Origin of the sequence: Nocardia sp. NPDC058114 (genome assembly GCF_042884695.1) — a bacterium.
In the GTDB taxonomy this organism is placed as follows: Bacteria; Actinomycetota; Actinomycetes; order Mycobacteriales; family Mycobacteriaceae; genus Nocardia.
In genome coordinates this window covers 652520-671809 of record NZ_JBHVTK010000001.1, presented here as the reverse complement: position 1 = coordinate 671809, position 19290 = coordinate 652520, and the positions used below count along the sequence as shown (strand labels likewise).

Sequence of the window (19290 nt, the reverse complement as noted above, 5' to 3'; positions counted from 1 at the left end):
TTACGGTCGGGAGGCACCTGAAGGATTCGCCACAGAGGAAGGTGTATTTCCCATGCCCGACGCCCTTGCCGATCCGGTGTCCACCGATTCGGTCGCCCGATTCCGGCGCGCGACCACCGACAACGACATCCCCGCCCTGCTCGACACCTTGACCGACGATGCCGAGCTCATCTCACCGGTGTCGGGGCGGCTCGTCTTCCGTGGCCGAACCGACCTCGCCCCGTTGCTCACCCTCGTCTATCGCGCGGTCAGCGATCTGCGATGGACCGACACACTCGGCACCGGCGACACCCGAGTCCTGTTGGGCGAAGCGAGGTTCGGGCCTTTCCGGATGACCGAGGCGATGGTGCTCGACCTCGATTCCGACGGCCGCATCCGGCGCATGCGCCCACACTTGCGCCCCTGGCTCGCGCTCACCGCCGTGGCGGTGTGGTTGGGCCCGAATCTGCTCCGGTATCCGGGAGCGGTGCGCCGGGCCGCGAGTTCTGGGCGGTAGCCACCGGACCGTCTTCGGCCAGGCCGTCCGGGGTGAGCTCGAGCCTGCGGGTGACCCCGATGTCGTCGAGGAAGCGTTCGTCGTGGCTCACCACGATCAGCGCACCCTCGAAACTCGCCAGTGCCTGGGTCAGATGAGCCAGGCTGGGCAGGTCGAGGTTGTTGGTGGGCTCATCGAGCATCAGCAGCCGGGGAGCCGGTTCGGCGAGCAGCAGGGTGGCCAGGGCGGCGCGCAGTCGTTCACCGCCCGAGAGGGCGGCGGCCGCGATGTCGGCGTCGGCGCCGCGGAACAGGAAGCGCGCGAGCTGACCGCGGATCTGTTCCGGTGTCGCGTGCGGTGCCGCGGCGGCGACATTCTCGAACACCGTTCGCGTTTCGTCGAAGACATCGAGTCGCTGCGGCAACAACCGCCACGAAACCTTCGGTCCCTCGGCGACGATCCGACGCAGCAGGGTGGTTTTGCCCGCGCCGTTGCGGCCGGTCACCGCGATCCGCTCCGGTCCGCTCACGCGCAGGTCGACCACCGGACCGTTGGCCAGCTCGACCTGCTGTAGGTCGAGCACATCCTGTCCCGGATACAGTCGGGTGCCGGGAAGCTCGACGCGGATCTCCCGATCCGCGCGCACCAATTCCTCGGCCTGATCAAGGGTTTCGCGGGCAGAGTCGAGTTTGTCGATATGGGAGTTGCGCAGTTTGCCCGCCGATACCTCCGCGGCGTTCTTGCGCAGTCCCGCGACGATTTTCGGTACCCGCTTGTTGTCCTGCATCTTCTGCGCGAAGCGCGCCCGCCGGTCCAGTTTCGTTCGGGCGTCGACGAGTTCGCGCGCCTGCTTGCGCACATCGCTGCGCGCATCGCGAACGGCGGCGCGCGCCGTTTCCTGCTCGGCCGCGATGATCCGCTCGTAGTCACTGAAACCACCGCCGAAGGAGCGGATTTCGCCCGCGCGCAGTTCGGCGATGCCGTCCATCCGATCGAGCAGTTCGCGATCGTGGCTGACCACGATCACGGTGCCCGCGAACTGCCGGATCACCTCGTAGAGCCGCCCGCGGGCGACCGCGTCGAGGTTGTTGGTCGGTTCGTCGAGTAGCAGCACGTCGGGTTCGCGCAGTAGTTCGGCGACCAGGCCGAGCAGCACGGTTTCGCCACCGGAGAGGGTGTCCAGGGTGCGGTCGAGGTCGTCGACCGAGGTGGCGACGTAGTCGAGACCGAGCTTGCCGAGCAGTGCGACAGCCTCGTCCTCGATCTGCCAGGACATGCCGACCGTGTCGAAGTCGGCGGGCTCGCCGGCGCCGCTCTCGATGCGGTGCAGCGCGCCGCGTACCTCGGCGATACCGAGCACCGCGTCCACCCGCTGACCGGTCTGCATGCCCAGGTCCTGCCGGAGATAGCCGAGACTGCCCGGCACGGAGATCGACCCACGCACCGGCTTCAGTTCACCGGCGACCAGCCGCAACAGCGTCGATTTGCCGGCCCCGTTGCTACCGACGAGACCGATCTGACCGGGGCCGACGACAGCATCGAGCCCGTCGAAGACAGCGGTGCCATCCGGCCAGTGAAAGGTGAGATCGGACAAGGAAAGAGAGGTCATGCGGATCCCCTGGAGGTGCGACGGAAACACGGTGCGCAGAATGCGGACCGTCCGAGAGCGCTACCTCAAGAAATCAACGCGTGGCTCCGATCGCCGGGAACAAGACCCTTCATTGATAACACCGAGCTACCCCGACGCGCCACCCCTTTTCTCCTCCTGTGAGGCCCGTCATGGAAAAGCTAGCCTGGACGCGAGTCGCCATCTCGTGGGCGAACCCGGATCGAAGGAGTGCGATGGCGACGATTGTGGTGCGCAAGGCGGCCCGGCACGATGTCGGCGCGGTGGCCGAGACGCTGGCCGCGGCGTTCCAGCACGACCCGGTGATGAGCTGGATCCTGCCGGATCCGGATCGGCGAGCCGCCGGCCTGCCCCGGTTCTTCGCCACGATGGCGCGCCACCTCTTCCTACCGGCGGACGCCTCCGACCTCGCGCTGCGCCCCGACGACACGGTGGGCGGCGTGGCCCTGTGGACCCCACCGCACCGTCAGAACCCGTCACCCCTGACCGAACTTCGCACGCTGCCCGGTATCTGGCGCGCGTTCGGCCGCCGCACCCTGGCCGGCAAACAGGTGGGTGACCTGCTGAAGAAGAACCATCCGACCGAACCACACTGGTATCTGGCGATGCTCGGCTCCGCCCCCGATGTCCGAGGCGGAGGTTACGGGAGCGCCCTGCTCCACAGCCGGCTCGACCGCGTCGACGCCGAGCACGGTGTCGCCTATCTGGAATCGAGCAACCCGGTCAACGTCCCGTACTACGAACGCTTCGGCTTCGTCGTGACCGGCGAATTGCAGGTCCCGGGCGGCCCGATGCTGTGGCCGATGCTGCGGGCAGCGCGCTGAGTCAGATCTTGACGATCGAGCTCACCGGGTAGTCACCCTGGTGCTCGCGGCCCTTCAGGAACTCGAGTTCCATCACCACGGCGGCGGCCACCACCTCGGCGCCGACCTCCTTGAACAGGGCGGCCGCGGCGGCGAGAGTGCCGCCGGTGGCGAGGACGTCGTCGAGCAGCAGAATCCGCTTGCCCTCGAGGTCGACACCGTCGGCGGGGATTTCCAGTGCGGCGGAACCGTATTCGAGCTTGTACTCGCGTGAGACGACCGGCGGCGGGAGCTTGCCGCCCTTGCGGATGGCGAGCACGCCGGTGCCGAGCGTCGCGGCGACGCCCGCTCCGAGCAGGAAGCCACGCGCGTCGACGCCTGCCACGAGGTCGGCGTCGGGGGCGATGGCGGCGAAGCAGTCGATGACCGCGCGGAAGCCCACGGCGTCGGCGAACACGGGAGTGAGATCGGCGAAACGCACACCCGGCGTGGGGAAGTCGTCGTGCCAGCGGGTCAGCCGGGTGACCGCGGCGGCCGCCTCGGCGGTGCGCTCACTGGCCTGATCGTCGGACTCGACCACCGCGTGCTTGCTCATCAACCCTCTTTCATCACGTGCGCTCATCGCTGCAACACCCAGCGATCCATGTTCCAGCCGGTACCGGCCTGTGTCGGCCCGGCGATCCCGTTCTGCATCCCGTTACCGAACGCGATGATGCGCGGCGTCGCGAACAACGGAATGCTCGGTAGCTGCGCCCACAGCAGGTTCTCGGCCTCGGTCAGCAGGTTCAGCGTCGCGGTCGAGTTGGCTTCGCCCGCAAGCTGATCGGTGATCGCATCGTAGCGACCGTTAGCGAAGCCACCGAAATCGAGGCCGCTACCTGCCCGCAACGCGGCGAACGCGGCAGCGCCCTCGCTCGATCCCGCGGGCCCCGGCACCGCGCCGGTTCCGCCGAGGACCGCGTCGACCGCGCCCTCGGGGAGCTTCACCGGGGTGAAGTCGGGCGAACCCGCGTCGACCACGGTGATGCCCGCGCCGCGGCAGGTCTCGGCGATCATCGCCACGGTCTGCGCGCGGCGGGCATCGGGACCCTGATACCCGATCCGCACCGTCGGCTGCGCCGTGCCGGAGGACGCCAACGTCGCGGTGGCCGCGGGGATGTCGGCGCCGCGATACCGGTCGGCACCTCCGGTCACCGCGGGGTAGTACAGCGAATCCTGCTGTACCACATGGGCGTTCAGCACTCCCGCGCCGAGGCCGTGCGGCGCGGGCTCACCCGCTTTACCCAGCGTGTCGAACAGTGCCTGGCGCGGCACACACTGTGCGAACGCCCGGCGCACCTCCACCCGTGAGAACACCCCACCGGTGGCGAGCACGAGCTGCTCGGCGCTACGGCTCGCCACCGTCCGCTCGTCGAAACCGTCGAGCTTCAGATCCGCGACCGACCCGGCCCCGAGATCGACGACCCCGAGCGCGTTCTCCTTCGCCTTGGCGGCGAAGTCGGTGCCCTTGGGCCACACCACGATCCGCTTCGTCTCGGGCGCGTCACCCCACCACTTCTCATTGGCGACCAGCACCAGACCGTCCTTCGCGCTGAAGGATTCGATCCGATACGGCCCCGACGACGGGAACTTCGTCAGGTCGAGCGCCCCGGCCTTCACGGTCCAGCCGGTGTTCCAGAAGTCGGCGATCCGGCCGATCACCGCACCGTCGCCGGTCTGCAGGGCGTTCACCACGTTCGGCACACCCACCGCCTGCGCCACCACATGGGCAGGCATCACCTCGGCCGCGGTGAACAGCGTCCGCCACGGCAGGTAGTGCTTGCCCGGCCGGAACACCACGGTGGCGTCCTTGGATCCGGGCTGACAGTCGATCCGTTCGATCTCGTCGTAGCCCACGGTGCTCGCGGCGTCGAACAACGAGACGGGCCCACGGTCGCCGGGGCGGGTGAACTTGCCCGAGCGCGCCGACCACGCCAGCACCAGATCGTCGCAGGAGGTCTTCACCCCGTCGGAGTACACCCCGTCCGGGTTGAGCCGGTACTGCACCGTCTGCGTCTCGCCCGGCACTTCCTTGGCCGTGCCGACGTCGGTGTCGGCCACCTGCTGGCCGTCGGGTCCGGTGTAGAAGAACCCGGTCAGCACCCGGCCGAACACCGCCGCCGCGCCGCTGCTCGCGCCGAGCGTGCTCGCGCCGTTGTAGCTGGCGACCGCGGCGTCGACCGCGTACCCGATGGAGGGCACCTGGTTCTTGGTCGAGCACCCGGCCACCACGGAGGTGGTCACAGCCGCCGTGGCGAGCACGGTGATCAGTCGAATCGTGCTGCGTCGCATGATGAGACCCCCTGCTAGTCGGTCGTCAGTGCCTTCTCTGCTGCCGCTTCCCACTCGGACGTGACCCCGGCCGCGGCGCACCGCTGCCGGTCGGTCGTGCGCCACGGGCAGCCGTCGCGCCCACCGGAACCCGAGCGCCCGCACCGACACCGGCGCGCTTGTCCAGGACCTTCTTGGTGTGCGCGGCCACCGGACCCCAGCGTTCCTTGATCGAGACCAGCACCGGCACGGCGAGGAAGATCGAGGAGTAGGCGCCGACGATCATGCCGACCAGCTGCACCAGCGCGAGGTCCTTGAGCGTGCCGACCCCGAGCAACCACACCGCGATCACCAGCATGCCGATGATCGGCAGGATGCCGATCACGGTAGTGCTGATCGAGCGCATCAGCGTCTGGTTGGCGGCCAGGTTGGCCTGTTCGGCGTAGGTGCGTTTGTTCAGGTGCAGCACGCCACGGGTGTTCTCCTCGACCTTGTCGAAGACCACCACGTTGTCATAGAGCACGTAGCCCAGAATCGTGAGCAGACCGATCACCGCGGCCGGTGTCACCTCGAACCCGACCAGCGAGTAGATACCCGCCGTCACGAACAGGTTGAAGAACAGCGACACGATCGCCGCGACGGACATGTCCCGTTCGAAGCGGATGGCGATGTAGACCATCGTCAACAACACGAACACCGCCAGCGCGATCAGCGCCTTCTGGGTGATCTGCCCGCCCCAGGTTTCGCTGATCTCGGCGATGCTGATGGCGTTGCGGCTCACCTGCCCGGACGAGTCCTTGGGCTGGAATTCGTCGTAGAGCGCGGTCTGGAGCTGGTCGATCTGTTCCAGGTCTAGCGTTTCCGAACGCACCTGGATGGTGGCCGCGTCCCCGGAGCCGACCTTCTGCACCGATACCGGTCCGTGGCCGAGCGCCTGCGAGTAGACGTCTTCCACCTCCTGGGTGGTGACGCCCTCGGCCGCGGGGATCTGGATACGCGAACCGCCCTCGAAGTCGATACCGAGCGTGAAACCGCGCACCCCGATGCTGAGCAGCGAGATCAGCAGCAGCACCGCCGACAGCGCGTAGAAGAACTTGCGCCTGCTGACGATGGGGAAGCCGCCGGTGCCGGTGTAGAGACGTTCGAAGAACCCGTGCTTGGGGCCCTGCGTGGGCTCGTAGGAGTCCAGGTTCACCGATTCCTCGGTGGGTTTGTCGTTGCTCATCGTGACATCTCCTTCGACCTGGCCTGGCCGCGTTCCCTGGCGATCTGATGAACCGAGCCGAGTCCGTTCACCGACGGCTTGGCCCAGAACGGCGATCGCGAGGCGAGCATCAGCAGCGGTGCGGTGACCAGGTACAGCACGATCACGTCGAGCACTGTGGTGACACCGAGGGTGAAGGCGAAGCCCTTCACCTGACCGGCGGCGAGCAGGTACAGCACGACCGAGGCGATCAAGCTGACCGTCTTACCGGACAGGTTGGTGCGCTGGGCTCGCTGCCAACCGCGCGGCACCGCCGAGCGGAAGCTGCGGCCTTCGCGCATCTCGTCCTTGATGCGTTCGAAGAACACCACGAACGAGTCGGCCGTCAAACCGATACCGATGATCAGACCGGCGATACCCGCGAGGTCGAGGGTGAACCCGATCCACCGCCCGAGCAGCACGATGATGCCGTAGACCGCGACACCGGCCGCGATCAGCGAGAACCCGGCCAGCAGGCCGAGCATCCGGTACACGAGCAGGCAGTACAGCAGCACCGCGATCAGGCCGACGGCGCCGGCCAGCAGACCCGCCTTCAGCGAGGACAGGCCCAGCGTCGCCGAGACCGTCTCCGCTTCGGAGGTCTGGAACGACAGCGGCAGCGAACCGTACTTCAGCGTGTTGGCCAGCTCGGCCGCGCTGTCGGCGGTGAAGCTGCCCGAGATCGAGGTACGACCACCCAGCTGCGGGCCCTGCTGCACCTGCGGCGCGCTCACGACCTTCGAGTCGAGCACGAACGCGACCCGCTTGTTGACGTACTCACCGGTCAGCTTCGACCAGGCATCGGCACCGGAGGACTTGAACTCGAGGTTCACCTCGTGCCGGGCCTGCTGGGAGTTCAGGCCGGAGGTCGCGTCGGCGATCTCCTGGCCGTCGATGCGGCTCGGGCCGAGCAGGAACACCTCGGTGCCGTCCTGCGAGCAGGTGACCAGGGGAAGGGCCGGGTCGTCGTTACCGGTCAGCGGGTCGGGCTTGGTGCAGTCCATGGCCGCCACGGCGACCTGCTGAACCTGCTGATCGGTGCTCTGACGCAGTGCCTTGGCGTCGGCGATCTCCTTGGCCTGCTGTTGCTGGGTGGTGAGCCCACCGGGCGGCGGCGTCGGCGTCGGCGGTGCCTGCGCGGGGAACACCCGCGACTGCGGCGCCGGGGTCGTCGCGCCCTCGGCGGGCGGGGTCGACTCGCCGGGCACGGGCGCCGGCGTCTCCGTGGCCGCCGGGGGCGCGGTGCCACCCGGTGGCGCGGTGCCGGTCGCGGGCGGAGCCGCGCCGCCTGCCTGCGGCTCGGTCGCGAACAGCACCGGGCGGATGTAGAGCTTGGCGGTGGTGGCCAGCGCGCGTGCCTGCTGGCTGTCCTCACCGGGCACCGTGATGACCAGGTTGTCACCGTCGATGACCACCTCGGAGCCGGAGACGCCGAGACCGTTGACGCGGCTCTCGATGATCTCCTGCGCCTTCTTCAGGCTGTCCTGGCTCGGCTTGTTGCCGTCGGGGGTCCGCGCGGTCAACGTGACGCGGGTACCGCCCTGCAGGTCGATGCCGAGCTTGGCCGACGGGGAATGGTCACCGGTGAAGAACACCAGCGCGTAGATCACGGCCAGCAGCGCGGCGTAGACGCCGAGCAGCCGGAACGGATGCGCCGATCCTTGGGAAGGTGGCACAGCAGGTCATCTCCTAGGCGGGAAGTCGAGGCTGGATCGGTGGGCACAACGGTGCCCGGCCCGCAACGCCAGTGCGCCCGGGCGGGAAAAGGGACTGGTCAGTCCTTGGTCAGCCGGGTCTCGGTCTGTTCCACGACTTCCTCGACGGGGGCGTCGGTGACCTCGGGGGTCTCCTCGACCGTCTGCTCGTCGGCGCGCACCTCGCGGATCGCCTGGCGCAGCCACGTGGTGACCACGTCTTCGGCGATCTCCAGGTCGACGGTGTTCTCGTCGAGGTCGACGACGGTGCCGTACAGACCCGAGGTGGTGACGACAGCGTCACCGACCTTCAAGGCCTCCTGCATCGTCGAGACCTTCTCGGCCTCCCGCTTCTGTTTGCGGATACCGAAGAACATCGGCACGAGCAGGGCCAGGATCAGCAGCGGAAACAGGAAGTCCATCGTCGAAGTCAGTCCCTAGTCAGTGGTGGACGTGCAAGTACGCCTGACAGTCTGCCAGTTCCCCGCCGCGGCGACACACCGGACACCGACGCGCGCGTGAAACAGCCCCGGTCCGCGGGTGCGCGAACCGGGGCCGAGAGTGTTCAGGCGATGCTGCCGTAGGTGTAATCGTCGAGGGGGAAGGTGACGGCCTCGCGGTGCGCGGCGGCGGTGCTGGTCGGGCGCAGCAGTGCCGCTTCCCCGTGCTGGTTGAAGTAGTAGCTGCGCGCGGATGAGCAGTCACCGCCGTAGAAGACCGAGGAACCCAGCTTGTCGGTCATCCGGTCGAGGAATTCCGCGTTGGCTTCTTCGGTGACCTCGAAGGTCTGCTCGCCACGACGGAACAGCTCGGCGAACAACCTGCCCATGTGCTTCATCTGGGCTTCGATGGTGGTGAAGTACGACAGCCCGCTGTAGGAGTAGGGACTGTTGAGACTCAGGAAGTTGGGGAACTTGGGTACGGTGATGCCCTCGTATGCCTGAAAACGGTTGTCGCGCCAGAACTTTCCGAGGTTCACACCGTCGCGGCCGATGATCTCGATGGCCGGGAAGTTCACGTCCCAGAGGTTGAAGCCGGTGGCCAGCAGCAAGGTGTCGATCTCGGTTTTGTGGCCGTCGGCGGTGACGATGCCGTCGGGTTCCACATGGTCGATCGAGTTCGTCTCCAGCCGCACGTGCGGTTGGTTGAACGTCTTGAAGTAGGTGTTGGAGAACGTCGGGCGCTTGCAGCCGAAGTCGTAGTGCGGGGTGAGCTTCTCCCGGGTCCCGGGATCACGCACCTGTGCGAACAGGTGCGCCTTGGCCAGCGCGGCGGCCGCCCGGTTCAGCGGTTTGGCCTGCTTGTAGTGCAGCACGCCGACGACCATCAGCGCCTCGAGCATGCCGGTGTTGACGAGCCGAGCCGCCTTCTGCGTGAGCGGGACCTTGTCGAACAGTTCCCGCACCACCCCCGGAATCGGCGCGTCGACCTTGGGCACCACCCAGATCGGGGTCCGCTGGAACACGGTCAGCTCGTCGACCTTCTTCGCGACCTCGGGCACCAGCTGCACCGCGGTGGCGCCGGTGCCGATGATGGCGGCCTTGCGACCGGTCAGGTCGTAATCGGCGTCCCAGTCGGTGGTGTGGATGATCTTGCCCGCGAAGGACTCGATGCCGGGGAACGGCGGCGTGTAGGGCTGGGACAGGAACCCTGTCGCCGCGAGCAGATAGCGCGCGGTCAGCGTCTCACCGCCGGCGATCGTCACCACCCACTGCTGGTGCTCCGCGTCCCAGCGCGCACCGTCGACGACGGTGCCGAACCGCATCCGCCTGCGCAGATCGTATTTGTCGGCCACGTGCTCGGCGTATTTCTTCAGCTCGGCACCGGGCGCGAACAAGCGGGTCCAGCGCGGATTCGGCTCGAAGGAATAGGAATAGGTCACCGAGGCGATGTCGACCGCCAGACCCGGATACCTGTTCACATGCCAGGTGCCGCCCAGGTCGTCCTCCCGTTCCAGGATGACGAAATCGCGCAACCCGAGCCGGTCGAGCTCGATACCGGCACCGATGCCACCGAAACCCGCTCCGACCACGACCGCGTCGAACTGAGGTACCACGCCGAACCTCCACACTGAGAGAGAATGCTCCAGTCTCAGAATGACACGTCATTCTGATTACATCGAATGTAACATCGTCAATGTGACGAAGCCACCCTCGCGAATCGACCAGCGCAAAGCCGAATTGCGCAGGGAGATCATCGATACCGCGTTCGACTGCTTCGCCGAGAAGGGCTATCACGCCACCGGAATCGCCGATATCGCCACGCGTCTGGGCATCGGACACGGCACCTTCTACCGCTACTTCGCGAACAAGCGCGACATCATCGACCATGTCATCGACGAGGTGAGCGGGCGCATCTTCGGCACGCTCGACAACGACATGGAGCCCGAAAGCGCCGCCACCATCGAGGAATACGCCGCACTGATCGACCGGCTCAGCGATTCACTCAACCGCGTCCTGCTCGACGATCCGCGCACCGCGCACCTGTTGCTGTTCCACGCCACCGGCATCGACGACGAGCTCACCGACCGGGTGTACGGCCTCGTCGACGCCACCGAGATCCTCATGGCGCGCTACCTCGATCACGGTGTGCGCGTCGGCTACCTGCGCGCCGATATCGATACCGCCAATACCGCCAAGGCGGCACTCGGCATGATCGTCGCCGGGCTGGTGGCGGGGATGCGAACCCCTGATCCGGCATCGATGTCGGTGTACAGTCACGCCGTGCGGCGGCTGTTCATCGATGGCGTGCGCGCCGCTGCCCGATAACGAAAAGCCGTGGGATAGAAGGGCAATCCTGAGACAATGACCGCTGTGACGCCCGACGATGTGAGCCGCACCCACTTCGCCATGCCGACCCTGGGGCACCGCGGCTACCACGCAGACGAGGTCGACGCCTTCCTGGAACGGGTGTCGGCCACCCTCGACGGGCAGGGCGCGCTCACCGCCGACGACATCCGTCACGTGCACTTCGGCGCACCGCGCTTCGGCGGTCGCGGATATCAGGCCGATCAGGTCGACGACTTCCTCGACCGGGTGCGGACCGAGCTCGAACATCGCCAGAAGGGCGGCGCCCCCGTTCCGGCGGCGCGCGCGGGCGACGATGTCGCCGAGATGCTCACTCCCGACGATGTGCACCGCATGCGGTTCACCCAGTCCGCCGTCGGCAGGCGCGGCTACCACGAGGAAGAGGTCGACGCCTTCCTCGACCTGGTCGCGGCGACCCTGGCCCACAACGGCCCCGGCAGCCTCACCACCGCCGATGTGCGCGGCGTCCGCTTCACCGACACCCGCCTCGGTACCCGCGGCTACGCCCGCGAAGAAGTCGACGCCTTCATCGACCTGGTGATCACCGCACTGGAACACCCCGAGCGCCGTCAGTAGTTTTGGCGGCTGGCGCCGCGGGGGTTCTCGGCCCGAAGGCCTCGATCTTCCCTCCCTCCGGGCACTCCTTCGTCGCACCCTCCACTCAGTCCAGATCGAGGCGGCCGAGAACCAACAGTAATTTTGGCGGCTGGCGCCGCGGGGTTCTCGGACCGGCACGAGCGGTAGGGATTGCCGCCGGTTGCGTTATCCCTGGATGCTGTGGAGTTCGGCTTCGCGCAGGTCGTCGGGGAAGACGTAGCGGCGGAAGGCCCAGAAGCGGAACGCCATGGCCAGCAGGACGCCGAGGATCTGTCCCGAGATGAAGTTGGCGACCATCTGCACCGTCGGATCCACGTGCGGCACACGCAGATTCAGCGCGTAGAGCGACAGCGCCTGCGGAATCATGGTGACCACGATGCCCAAGGCGCTGACCGCGAAGAACAGGGCCGCTTCGTGACTGCGCTGGCGCCCGCCGCGTGCGTTGAACGACCACTCGCGGTTGAGGATATAGGAGGCGATGGTCGCGATCAGCGCCCCGAGCAGGCGTGCGGTGAGCGGCTTGTCGCCGAGCACCGTCAGTTTCACCGCGTACACAACGCCCGTGTCGATGAACCAGGTGATCGCACCGACCACGGCGAATTTCAGAAGTTCCCGATGCTTCAAGAGCAGGGAACGCAACGGCTCGGGGAGTCGTTGCACCACCTCTAGGACTGCCACCGAATCGACAGTAGACGACGTTGCGGCGCCGTGCCCGCCCGGAGGCGCGCTAGCTCAGTCGAAGCGGTCAGCGCTCGGTTGCGGTTCGCGACCACGCACTTCGATGGCGCCGATGACCAGGTCGGGCGGCGGCACCAGGCCGAGATGTTCCCAGGCCCCCGCGGTCGCCACCCGGCCGCGGGGTGTGCGGGCGACGAGCCCGGCGCGGACCAGGAAGGGTTCGCAGACCTCTTCCACGGTGGCCGCTTCCTCGCCGACGGCGACGGCCAGGGTCGATACACCCACCGGTCCCCCACCGAATCCACGCACGAGTGCACCGAGGACGGCGCGGTCGAGCCGGTCGAGGCCGAGCGCGTCGACGTCGTAGACCTCGAGCGCCGCCATCGCGATGGGGTGGGTGATGATGCCGTCCGCCCTGACCTCGGCGTAGTCGCGCACCCGGCGCAGCAGCCGGTTGGCGATACGCGGCGTGCCCCGCGAGCGCCCGGCGACCTCGGCGGCGGCGTCGTGGTCGATCTGCACTCCGAGAATCCGGGCCGAGCGGGTGAGGATCTGCAACAGTTCGGCGGGGTCGTAGAAGTCCATGTGCCCGGTGAAACCGAAGCGATCACGCAGCGGACCCGTGAGCGCGCCCGAGCGGGTGGTGGCGCCGACCAGGGTGAACGGGGCGATGTCGAGCGGGATCGAGGTCGCGCCGGGACCTTTGCCGACGACCACGTCGACGCGGAAGTCCTCCATCGCCAGGTACAGCATCTCCTCGGCCGGGCGGGCCATGCGGTGGATCTCGTCGATGAACAGGACATCGCCCTCGACCAGGTTGGAGAGCATGGCGGCGAGATCGCCCGCGCGTTCCAGCGCGGGTCCCGAGGTGATGCGCAGGGCGGTGCCGAGTTCGCCGGCGATGATCATCGCCATGCTGGTCTTGCCGAGGCCGGGCGGTCCCGACAGCAGGACATGGTCGGGGGTGGCGCCGCGCTGACGCGCGCCACGCAGGACCAGTGCCAGCTGTTCGCGCACGCGGGGCTGGCCGATGAACTCGTCGAGCGAGGTGGGACGCAGGCCGGTCTCGGCTTCGCCGTCGGTGCTGAGATACCGGGCGGTGAGATCGGATTCGTCGGCCTCGGCGAAGGTGTCGAAGTCTTCGTCCACGGTCTACCTGTTCTTGCCGAGCAGGCCGAGCGCCGCGCGCAACGCCACCGAGGTGGTGGCGGTTGGCTGGTCGGCGAGGACGGTGTCGACGGCCTGTTCGGCCTGCTTCGCCGGGAACCCGAGGCCGACGAGCGCTTCGGAAACCTGCTCGCGCACAGGGGTACTCGGCGTTTGCGCACCGGGCGGACCGGTGGGGACGGCCACCTGGTTCACCTTGTCGCGCAGTTCGACGACCATCCGCTCGGCGCCGCGTTTGCCGATGCCGGGGACCCTGGTCAGCGCGGCGACGTTGCTCTCGGCCAACGCCTTTCGCAGCGCTTCGGGTTCGAGCACGGCGAGCACCGCCATCGCCAGGCGGGGGCCGACGCCGGAGACGGTCTGCAACAACGCGAACAGTTCGCGCGCTTCGGTGTCGGCGAACCCGAACAGGGTCATCGAGTCCTCGCGCACGATCATCGCCGTGTACAGGCGGGTCTGCTCGCCGCGGGTCAGCCCGGCGAGTGTGGCCGGGGTGGCGTTGAGGCGGTACCCGACGCCCGCTGCTTCGATCACCACGTGATCGAGCGCGATCTCGAGCACCTCCCCGCGTACCGACGCGATCACCCGCGCACCACCTTCCGTTGTTCGGCGAGCCGTTGTTCGTAGCGGCGGCGGACCTCGTCCGCCTGTGCCTGCGCGGCCGCCATCCGGTCCATCAGCGGCGCCCGCCAACAATGACAGATCGCCAGTGCGAGCGCGTCGGCGGCATCGGCCGGTTTCGGCGCGACCCGCAAACCGAGAATCCGCGTCACCATCGCGGTGACCTGCGCTTTGTCCGCCGTACCGTTGCCGGTGACGGCCGCTTTCACCTCGCTGGGCGTATGGAACGCCACCCGGATCCCGCGCCGCGCCGCGGCCAGCGCGATCACCCCACCGGCCTGCGCTGTGCCCATCGCGGTCCGCACATTGTGCTGGGCGAACACCCGCTCGATCGCGACAGCTTCGGGCCGATGCGTATCCATCCACTCTTCGGCGGCATCCGCGACGGCCATCAACCGCAACGCCAGCTCGGCGTCGGGCGGGGTCCGCACCACCCCCACATCGAGGGCGACCACCTTCCGGCCCGGTCCGCTGTCGACCATGCTGAGCCCGCACCGGGTAAGCCCCGGATCGACGCCCATCACCCGCACCGGCCACCCCTTCGAAGACACGAACAGTTGTTCGAAAGTCTAGAGCATCCCCGCGTTCGGGCCGACCAACGACACGATCCTCACGCCGGTCGCGGCGGCAGCCCCAGCAACGCCGGATCGCGGGCGTGCTCGGCCCAGACCCCCGCCGGATCCGCGACCAGCTTGCGCGCCCGCAGGTCGAGCAGTCCACTCACATACGACACCGTCGCGGCGATCTCACCGTCCGCCCTGGTGAGGGTGTGCTCCACCCGATAGGTCTTGCCCTGCCCCCACTCCCACCGGCAGTCGACCTCGACCGTGTCGTTCGCGCGCAACTCCCGCAGATAGCGAACGTTCAGCTCGAGATTGACCGGCCCCATCCCCGCCGCGAGGAGGCCGGGCACCGAGACTCCCGCCTCGGTCACGCACGCGAACCGCGCGTGATCGGCGAATTGCTGATACGCCGAGCCGGTGACGTGCAGTTGCGGGTCGAGATCGGACACCCGAATCGGGATCCGAACCCGAAACGGCACAGTGGTTTCCGCCATGCCCGCGAGTGTGCCACCGGGGTCCGACACCTTCGCGGGCCGTCGCCGAGGGACCGGCGACTACGGCGTGCTCTTCAGCCCGATCGACGGGTCGATGAACTCGTTGGTGACGATCGCGTCGGCGGCGAGGCCGTCGGGAACCTCGACTCCGCGCTTGCGCAGGATCGGGGTGACGGCGCTGATCACCCGGTCGACGCGGGCGGTGTCGAAATCACCGAGACTGCCGTCGGGGCCGTTGCCGACGATCTTCTGGGCGAGCTGGACTTTCACCGAGTCGGTGTTACCGCCCGCGGTCATCGGCGGACCGTCGGGAATCGTCTGGGCAATGCGCAGCAGCGCCGCGTTGACCGGTTCCGAATCGCTGATGTAGTCGATCTGGGCCTGCTGCAGCATCGGCACCAGCTTGCTCAGGCAGGGGCCGAGTTTTTCCCTGTCACCGGCGCGTACCGACCAGGCGTGCGGATAGATCTCATAGCCGGACTCGTGGACCAGCAACGACTTCACCGGCTTGAGCCACCCCTTCACGTCGTGTTCCCAGCGGTAGGGCTCGTTGGAGACGTAGCCCTGCTGCATCACTCGGCCGTGTTCGGCGACGAAGCGGCTCGGGGTGCCGTCGAAGGAGGCGTCGGCCTGGTCGGGTTTCACGTCGCCGTGGGCGATCAGGTAGTCCATGAACAGCTTGCCCTCGCTGTAGACGACGGGTGCGCCTGACGCGGGAACGTCCTTCCACGACGTGATCTGCGGGTAGGTCGCCGGATCGAACAGGACGATCTGCGGATTGACGTCGAGTGAGGCGAACACCCCGGTCACCGGGAATTTCGCCTGCGCCCGCACCGCGTCGTCGGTCGGGACGAAACCGAGGGTGATGCTCTGGTCCTGATACATCTGCGCGGGCACCGGCTGACCACCGAGGAACGGACCACCGAGGCGCACTTCGACATTCACCCCGGTGTCACCGAGCGGACCGGAGTACGCGCCCTTCTTCACATCGACCGTGCCGTTCGGCCCGACCAGCTGATACGCCGCCGCCCGCTCCGGCGTGGCGAACCAGTCCGTCTGAACGACCACGGTCGACGGGCAGACACCGGCGAGGACACCCTGCCCGGTGGGGCCGGGCACCGAGGTCGCACTGTTGCAGGCGGTCAGCACTGTGGCGCCGGCCAGCACGGCCGTGGCGAGGAGAGGTTTGCGCACCGGGAATCCTTCGGGGTCGAGCGAATGTGAGGGTGGGACAGGAGAAGTGGGCTACTTGCCGCGACGCAGTCCGTGCGCCCGGTCGACGCGCCCGGCCAGGAAGTCGAAGAACCAGAACAGGATCAGGCCGACCAGCGAGGACATCAGCAGCGCGGTGAGCAGTTCCTCGGTGGCGAGTTGCTGACGGTAGACATCGATCATCCGGCCGATGCCGGGCTCGCCCTGACGGAAGAAGAAGTCGGCCACGATGGAGCCGATGATGGCCATGCCGCCGGAGATCTTGAACCCGGAGATCATCGCCGGAAGCGCTGTGGGCAGTTGTAGTTTCAGCAACCGCTGCCACCGCGAGGCGCCGTGCAGGGTGAACAGGTCGTGCTCGGCGGGAGCCACCGATTTGAGCCCGAACAGCGTATTGGTGATCACCGGGAACAGCGCCACCATCACGCACACGATCACCCGGCTGGAGAACTCGTAGCCGAACCAGAACCCGAACAGCGGCACCACCGCGAGGATCGGGATCGTCTGCAGCACCACCGCGTACGGATACAGCGAGTATTCGGCCCAGCGCGCCTGGCTCATGACCACCGCGAAGCCGACGCCGAGCGCGATCGCGATCACCAGTCCCACGAGCGCGACCTGCACCGTCGACCACAGCGCGCTCAGGATCGTCGATCGCGCCAGCGGATCGAGGAGCCCCTTGCCGATCACCTGTTCCGGCGCGGGCAGCAGAAACCGCGACTCCTCGGCCAGCAGTTGGTGGCTGACCAGCGACCAGAGCCCGAGGACTGCGACGAACACCAGGATCGGCGCGACGACACGCACCGGGGCGACCCGGAAAGGCCAGCGGTACTTCGGTTTCGCCGCCGATTCCGCGACGGCTCCCCCGGGGAGGGCGACGGTGGTCATGCGGCGGCCTCCTGTCCACGCAGCGCGGCCGATACCTCGGCGCACAGGTGGGCGAATTCGGGGGTGTAGCGCAGCTCCGGGGTGCGCGGGAAGTCGAACGGGACCGGGATGTCGGCAGTCACCCGGCCCGGCCGGCCCGTGAGCACGACGACCCGAGTGGACAGGAACACCGCCTCTCCCACCGAGTGGGTGACGAACACTCCCGCGAAACCGTCGCGGCGGAACAGGGTGCCGACTTCCTCGTTCAGGCGCTGCCGGGTGATCTCGTCCAGCGCGCCGAACGGCTCGTCGAACAGGAACAGCTCCGGCTGCGACGTGAGGGCGCGCGCGATGGAGGCGCGCATCCGCATGCCGCCGGACAGCTGGGCGGGTTTGTGCTTCTCGAACCCGGCCAGTCCGACGCGTTCGATGGCGTCCGCGGCGGCGGCCCGGCGGGTGGTCTTGTCGACGCCTTCCAGCTCGCCGGGCAGTTCCACGTTCTGCCGCACCGATCGCCATGGCAGCAGGGTGGATTCCTGGAAGACGTAGCCGAGGCGGCGGGTGCCGACACCGACCGTGCCCGTGGTGGGCTTCTCGAATCCGGCGGCCAGGCGGAGCAGGGTCGATTTGCCGCAGCCGGAGGGCCCGACCAGCGAGACGAATTCGCCACTGCGAACAGCGATGTCGATGTCGGCGACGGCGGTGGTGCCGTTGTCGAAGGTCAACGTCACATTGTCGAAGGACAGGGCGGGGGCGGGCTCGTCGCGTTCAGCAGTCGTATACGAGTCCCGGCCCGATACTGCGGGGGCGGTGGAAACCGTGGCGCTCATGCACTATTTCTAGTGGCATACCATTGCCACCAGCGGTCAGCGCGATTACGTCCCTGTTTCGTATACGATCAATTCGCAGTGCGGGTATCCGCCCGGGACACGATCTGGCCGCGCTTCACCACCAGCTGCCGGGTTGGCAGCTGGACCACCGCGGCGGCGGGCGTTTCGGCCTCCACCACGAACAGATCGGCGGGTGCGCCGACCGCGAGCCCGTAGTCGTCGAGGCCGAGAACCCTCGCGCCGCCATAGGTTCCCGCGGCCAGCGCGAGTTCGATCTCGGCATCGGCGACAAGGCGGTCACGGTAGGCGACGGTGTTCACGCGGCGCAGCATGTCGCCGTCGCCGTACGGCGTCCACAGGTCGCGAATGCCGTCGTTGCCCAGAGCCAAAGTGGCTCCCGCCTCGTGCATCACGCGGACGGGAACGACCGCCGCCTCACCGACCGCGCAGGTCACCATGGCGACACCCGCCTCGGCGAGCGCGTCGGCGATGCGGCGCTGTTCGTCGTCGGATCGCCCGCCCATCGCGTAGGCGTGGCTGATGGTGACCCGGCCGGAAAGGCCGGTCGCCCTGGTGCGTTCGATGATCAGGTCGAACTCCCACACACCCATGGCACCGCCGTCGTGCAGGTGGATATCGACCTTGGCGCCGAATTTGTCGGCGAGATCGAAGATCACATCGAGTTGCCCGACCGGGTCGTTGTCGTAGCCCGCCGGATCGAGGCCGCCGACGACTTCGACACCATCGGCCAGCGCCGCGGCCATCAACGCGGCGGTGCCGGGACGGGTGATCAGCCCGCCCTGCGGGAAGGCGACCAGTTCCACCTCGACCCGCCCCGCGTGCCGTTCGGCGGCGGCCCGCACCTGCTCGACGCCCCGCAACCCGATGCCGGGATCGATGTCGACGTGGCTGCGCACGAAGGAGGTGCCGTATCCGACCATGGCACCCAACAGATTCGCGGCGTATTCGGCATTCGGAATGCCGAGTTCGGCGCGGCGGCGTTCCCCGTTGGCGATGCGCCCGGCCAGCGTCCGACCTCCCGAGTTGGCCACCCATGGCGCGCTGTACAGGGTTTTGTCCAGATGACAGTGGGTGTCCACGAGGCCGGGCAGTACCAGCGCGCCGTTCAGCTCGATGATCTCGGCGCCGGGAGCGGTGAGGCCGGTGCCGATCGCGGCGATCCGGCCGTCGGCGAGGTGGAGGTCAGCGAGTTCCGGTGTGGTACCGGGTGTCCACGGTCGGCCACCGCGCAGGAGCAGGTCGGTCATCAGAAGTCCTTTCGGTCGCGGGTAGGAGTCGTGC

General features: G+C 67.9%; 20 protein-coding genes. 4 read left to right on the top strand and 16 right to left on the bottom strand.

The annotated features are described in order from the left end of the window. The first annotated feature begins 52 nt into the window (after positions 1-52). Positions 53-496, top strand: coding sequence for a nuclear transport factor 2 family protein (locus ACFVVI_RS03015; RefSeq protein ID WP_378626922.1), 444 nt, complete (start codon positions 53-55; stop codon positions 494-496). On the opposite strand, the gene ACFVVI_RS03010 is transcribed toward ACFVVI_RS03015, so the two are convergent. Further along, positions 414-2084, bottom strand: a complete 1671-nt coding sequence (locus tag ACFVVI_RS03010) for an ABC-F family ATP-binding cassette domain-containing protein (protein WP_378988981.1) — start codon at positions 2082-2084, stop codon at positions 414-416. The genes ACFVVI_RS03015 and ACFVVI_RS03010 overlap by 83 nt on opposite strands. A gap of 233 nt (positions 2085-2317) precedes the next feature. Between ACFVVI_RS03010 and ACFVVI_RS03005 the strand changes: the two genes are divergently transcribed. Continuing rightward, on the top strand, positions 2318-2926 hold the full coding sequence (locus ACFVVI_RS03005) for a GNAT family N-acetyltransferase (RefSeq protein ID WP_378988980.1): 609 nt from the start codon (positions 2318-2320) through the stop codon (positions 2924-2926). Position 2927: 1 nt separating this feature from the next. On the opposite strand, the gene ACFVVI_RS03000 is transcribed toward ACFVVI_RS03005, so the two are convergent. The 6 genes from ACFVVI_RS03000 to ACFVVI_RS02975 form a co-directional block, all read right to left on the bottom strand. Continuing rightward, the gene (locus ACFVVI_RS03000) at positions 2928-3500 is read right to left on the bottom strand and encodes an adenine phosphoribosyltransferase (RefSeq protein ID WP_378626917.1); all 573 of its coding nucleotides are present in this window, start codon (positions 3498-3500) and stop codon (positions 2928-2930) included. Positions 3501-3523: 23 nt separating this feature from the next. Then, entirely contained in the window at positions 3524-5236 is a 1713-nt protein-coding gene (locus ACFVVI_RS02995; RefSeq protein WP_387442775.1) for an ABC transporter substrate-binding protein, read from the bottom strand. Positions 5237-5261: 25 nt separating this feature from the next. Further along, positions 5262-6440: a protein translocase subunit SecF gene (gene secF, locus ACFVVI_RS02990; RefSeq protein ID WP_378988978.1), complete on the bottom strand. Its 1179-nt coding sequence runs from the start codon at positions 6438-6440 to the stop codon at positions 5262-5264. Continuing rightward, a complete protein-coding gene (gene secD / locus ACFVVI_RS02985) occupies positions 6437-8134 on the bottom strand; it encodes a protein translocase subunit SecD (protein ID WP_387442773.1) in 1698 nt (565 codons plus the stop codon). Before secD ends, secF begins: the two co-directional genes overlap by 4 nt. A gap of 98 nt (positions 8135-8232) precedes the next feature. Beyond that, positions 8233-8574: a preprotein translocase subunit YajC gene (gene yajC / locus ACFVVI_RS02980; protein ID WP_378988976.1), complete on the bottom strand. Its 342-nt coding sequence runs from the start codon at positions 8572-8574 to the stop codon at positions 8233-8235. A gap of 143 nt (positions 8575-8717) precedes the next feature. Next, positions 8718-10208, bottom strand: coding sequence for a flavin-containing monooxygenase (locus tag ACFVVI_RS02975; protein ID WP_378988975.1), 1491 nt, complete (start codon positions 10206-10208; stop codon positions 8718-8720). 82 nt (positions 10209-10290) lie between these two features. On the opposite strand from ACFVVI_RS02975, the gene ACFVVI_RS02970 reads away from it, so the two are divergent. Beyond that, on the top strand, positions 10291-10920 hold the full coding sequence (locus ACFVVI_RS02970; protein ID WP_378988974.1) for a TetR/AcrR family transcriptional regulator: 630 nt from the start codon (positions 10291-10293) through the stop codon (positions 10918-10920). Between the two features lie 36 nt (positions 10921-10956). Next, positions 10957-11535 carry a DivIVA domain-containing protein gene (locus ACFVVI_RS02965; protein ID WP_378626903.1) on the top strand — a complete coding sequence of 193 codons (579 nt, stop codon included), beginning with the start codon at positions 10957-10959 and terminating at the stop codon, positions 11533-11535. Positions 11536-11721: 186 nt separating this feature from the next. On the opposite strand, the gene ACFVVI_RS02960 is transcribed toward ACFVVI_RS02965, so the two are convergent. From ACFVVI_RS02960 to ACFVVI_RS02920, 9 genes are all read right to left on the bottom strand, one after another. After that, positions 11722-12234 carry a GtrA family protein gene (locus tag ACFVVI_RS02960; RefSeq protein WP_378626902.1) on the bottom strand — a complete coding sequence of 171 codons (513 nt, stop codon included), beginning with the start codon at positions 12232-12234 and terminating at the stop codon, positions 11722-11724. Between the two features lie 54 nt (positions 12235-12288). After that, positions 12289-13383, bottom strand: a complete 1095-nt coding sequence (gene ruvB, locus ACFVVI_RS02955) for a Holliday junction branch migration DNA helicase RuvB (protein WP_378988973.1) — start codon at positions 13381-13383, stop codon at positions 12289-12291. A 3-nt stretch (positions 13384-13386) separates the two neighbouring features. Beyond that, complete coding sequence (gene ruvA / locus ACFVVI_RS02950; protein WP_378988972.1) at positions 13387-13986, bottom strand: Holliday junction branch migration protein RuvA; 600 nt, start codon at positions 13984-13986, stop codon at positions 13387-13389. After that, positions 13983-14552, bottom strand: coding sequence for a crossover junction endodeoxyribonuclease RuvC (gene ruvC / locus ACFVVI_RS02945; protein WP_358111945.1), 570 nt, complete (start codon positions 14550-14552; stop codon positions 13983-13985). The genes ruvA and ruvC overlap by 4 nt, the downstream gene beginning before the upstream one ends. Before the next feature lie 80 nt (positions 14553-14632). Beyond that, entirely contained in the window at positions 14633-15079 is a 447-nt protein-coding gene (locus ACFVVI_RS02940; protein WP_378988971.1) for an acyl-CoA thioesterase, read from the bottom strand. Positions 15080-15139: 60 nt separating this feature from the next. Continuing rightward, positions 15140-16273 (bottom strand): ABC transporter substrate-binding protein, encoded by a 1134-nt coding sequence (locus ACFVVI_RS02935; RefSeq protein WP_387442770.1) that lies wholly within the window; start codon positions 16271-16273, stop codon positions 15140-15142. Between the two features lie 51 nt (positions 16274-16324). Beyond that, on the bottom strand, positions 16325-17179 hold the full coding sequence (locus ACFVVI_RS02930; protein ID WP_387442769.1) for an ABC transporter permease: 855 nt from the start codon (positions 17177-17179) through the stop codon (positions 16325-16327). Then, a complete protein-coding gene (locus ACFVVI_RS02925) occupies positions 17176-17988 on the bottom strand; it encodes an ABC transporter ATP-binding protein (RefSeq protein ID WP_378988968.1) in 813 nt (270 codons plus the stop codon). Before ACFVVI_RS02925 ends, ACFVVI_RS02930 begins: the two co-directional genes overlap by 4 nt. 68 nt (positions 17989-18056) lie before the next feature. After that, positions 18057-19256 carry an amidohydrolase gene (locus tag ACFVVI_RS02920; protein WP_378988967.1) on the bottom strand — a complete coding sequence of 400 codons (1200 nt, stop codon included), beginning with the start codon at positions 19254-19256 and terminating at the stop codon, positions 18057-18059. Between the last annotated feature and the right edge of the window lie 34 nt (positions 19257-19290).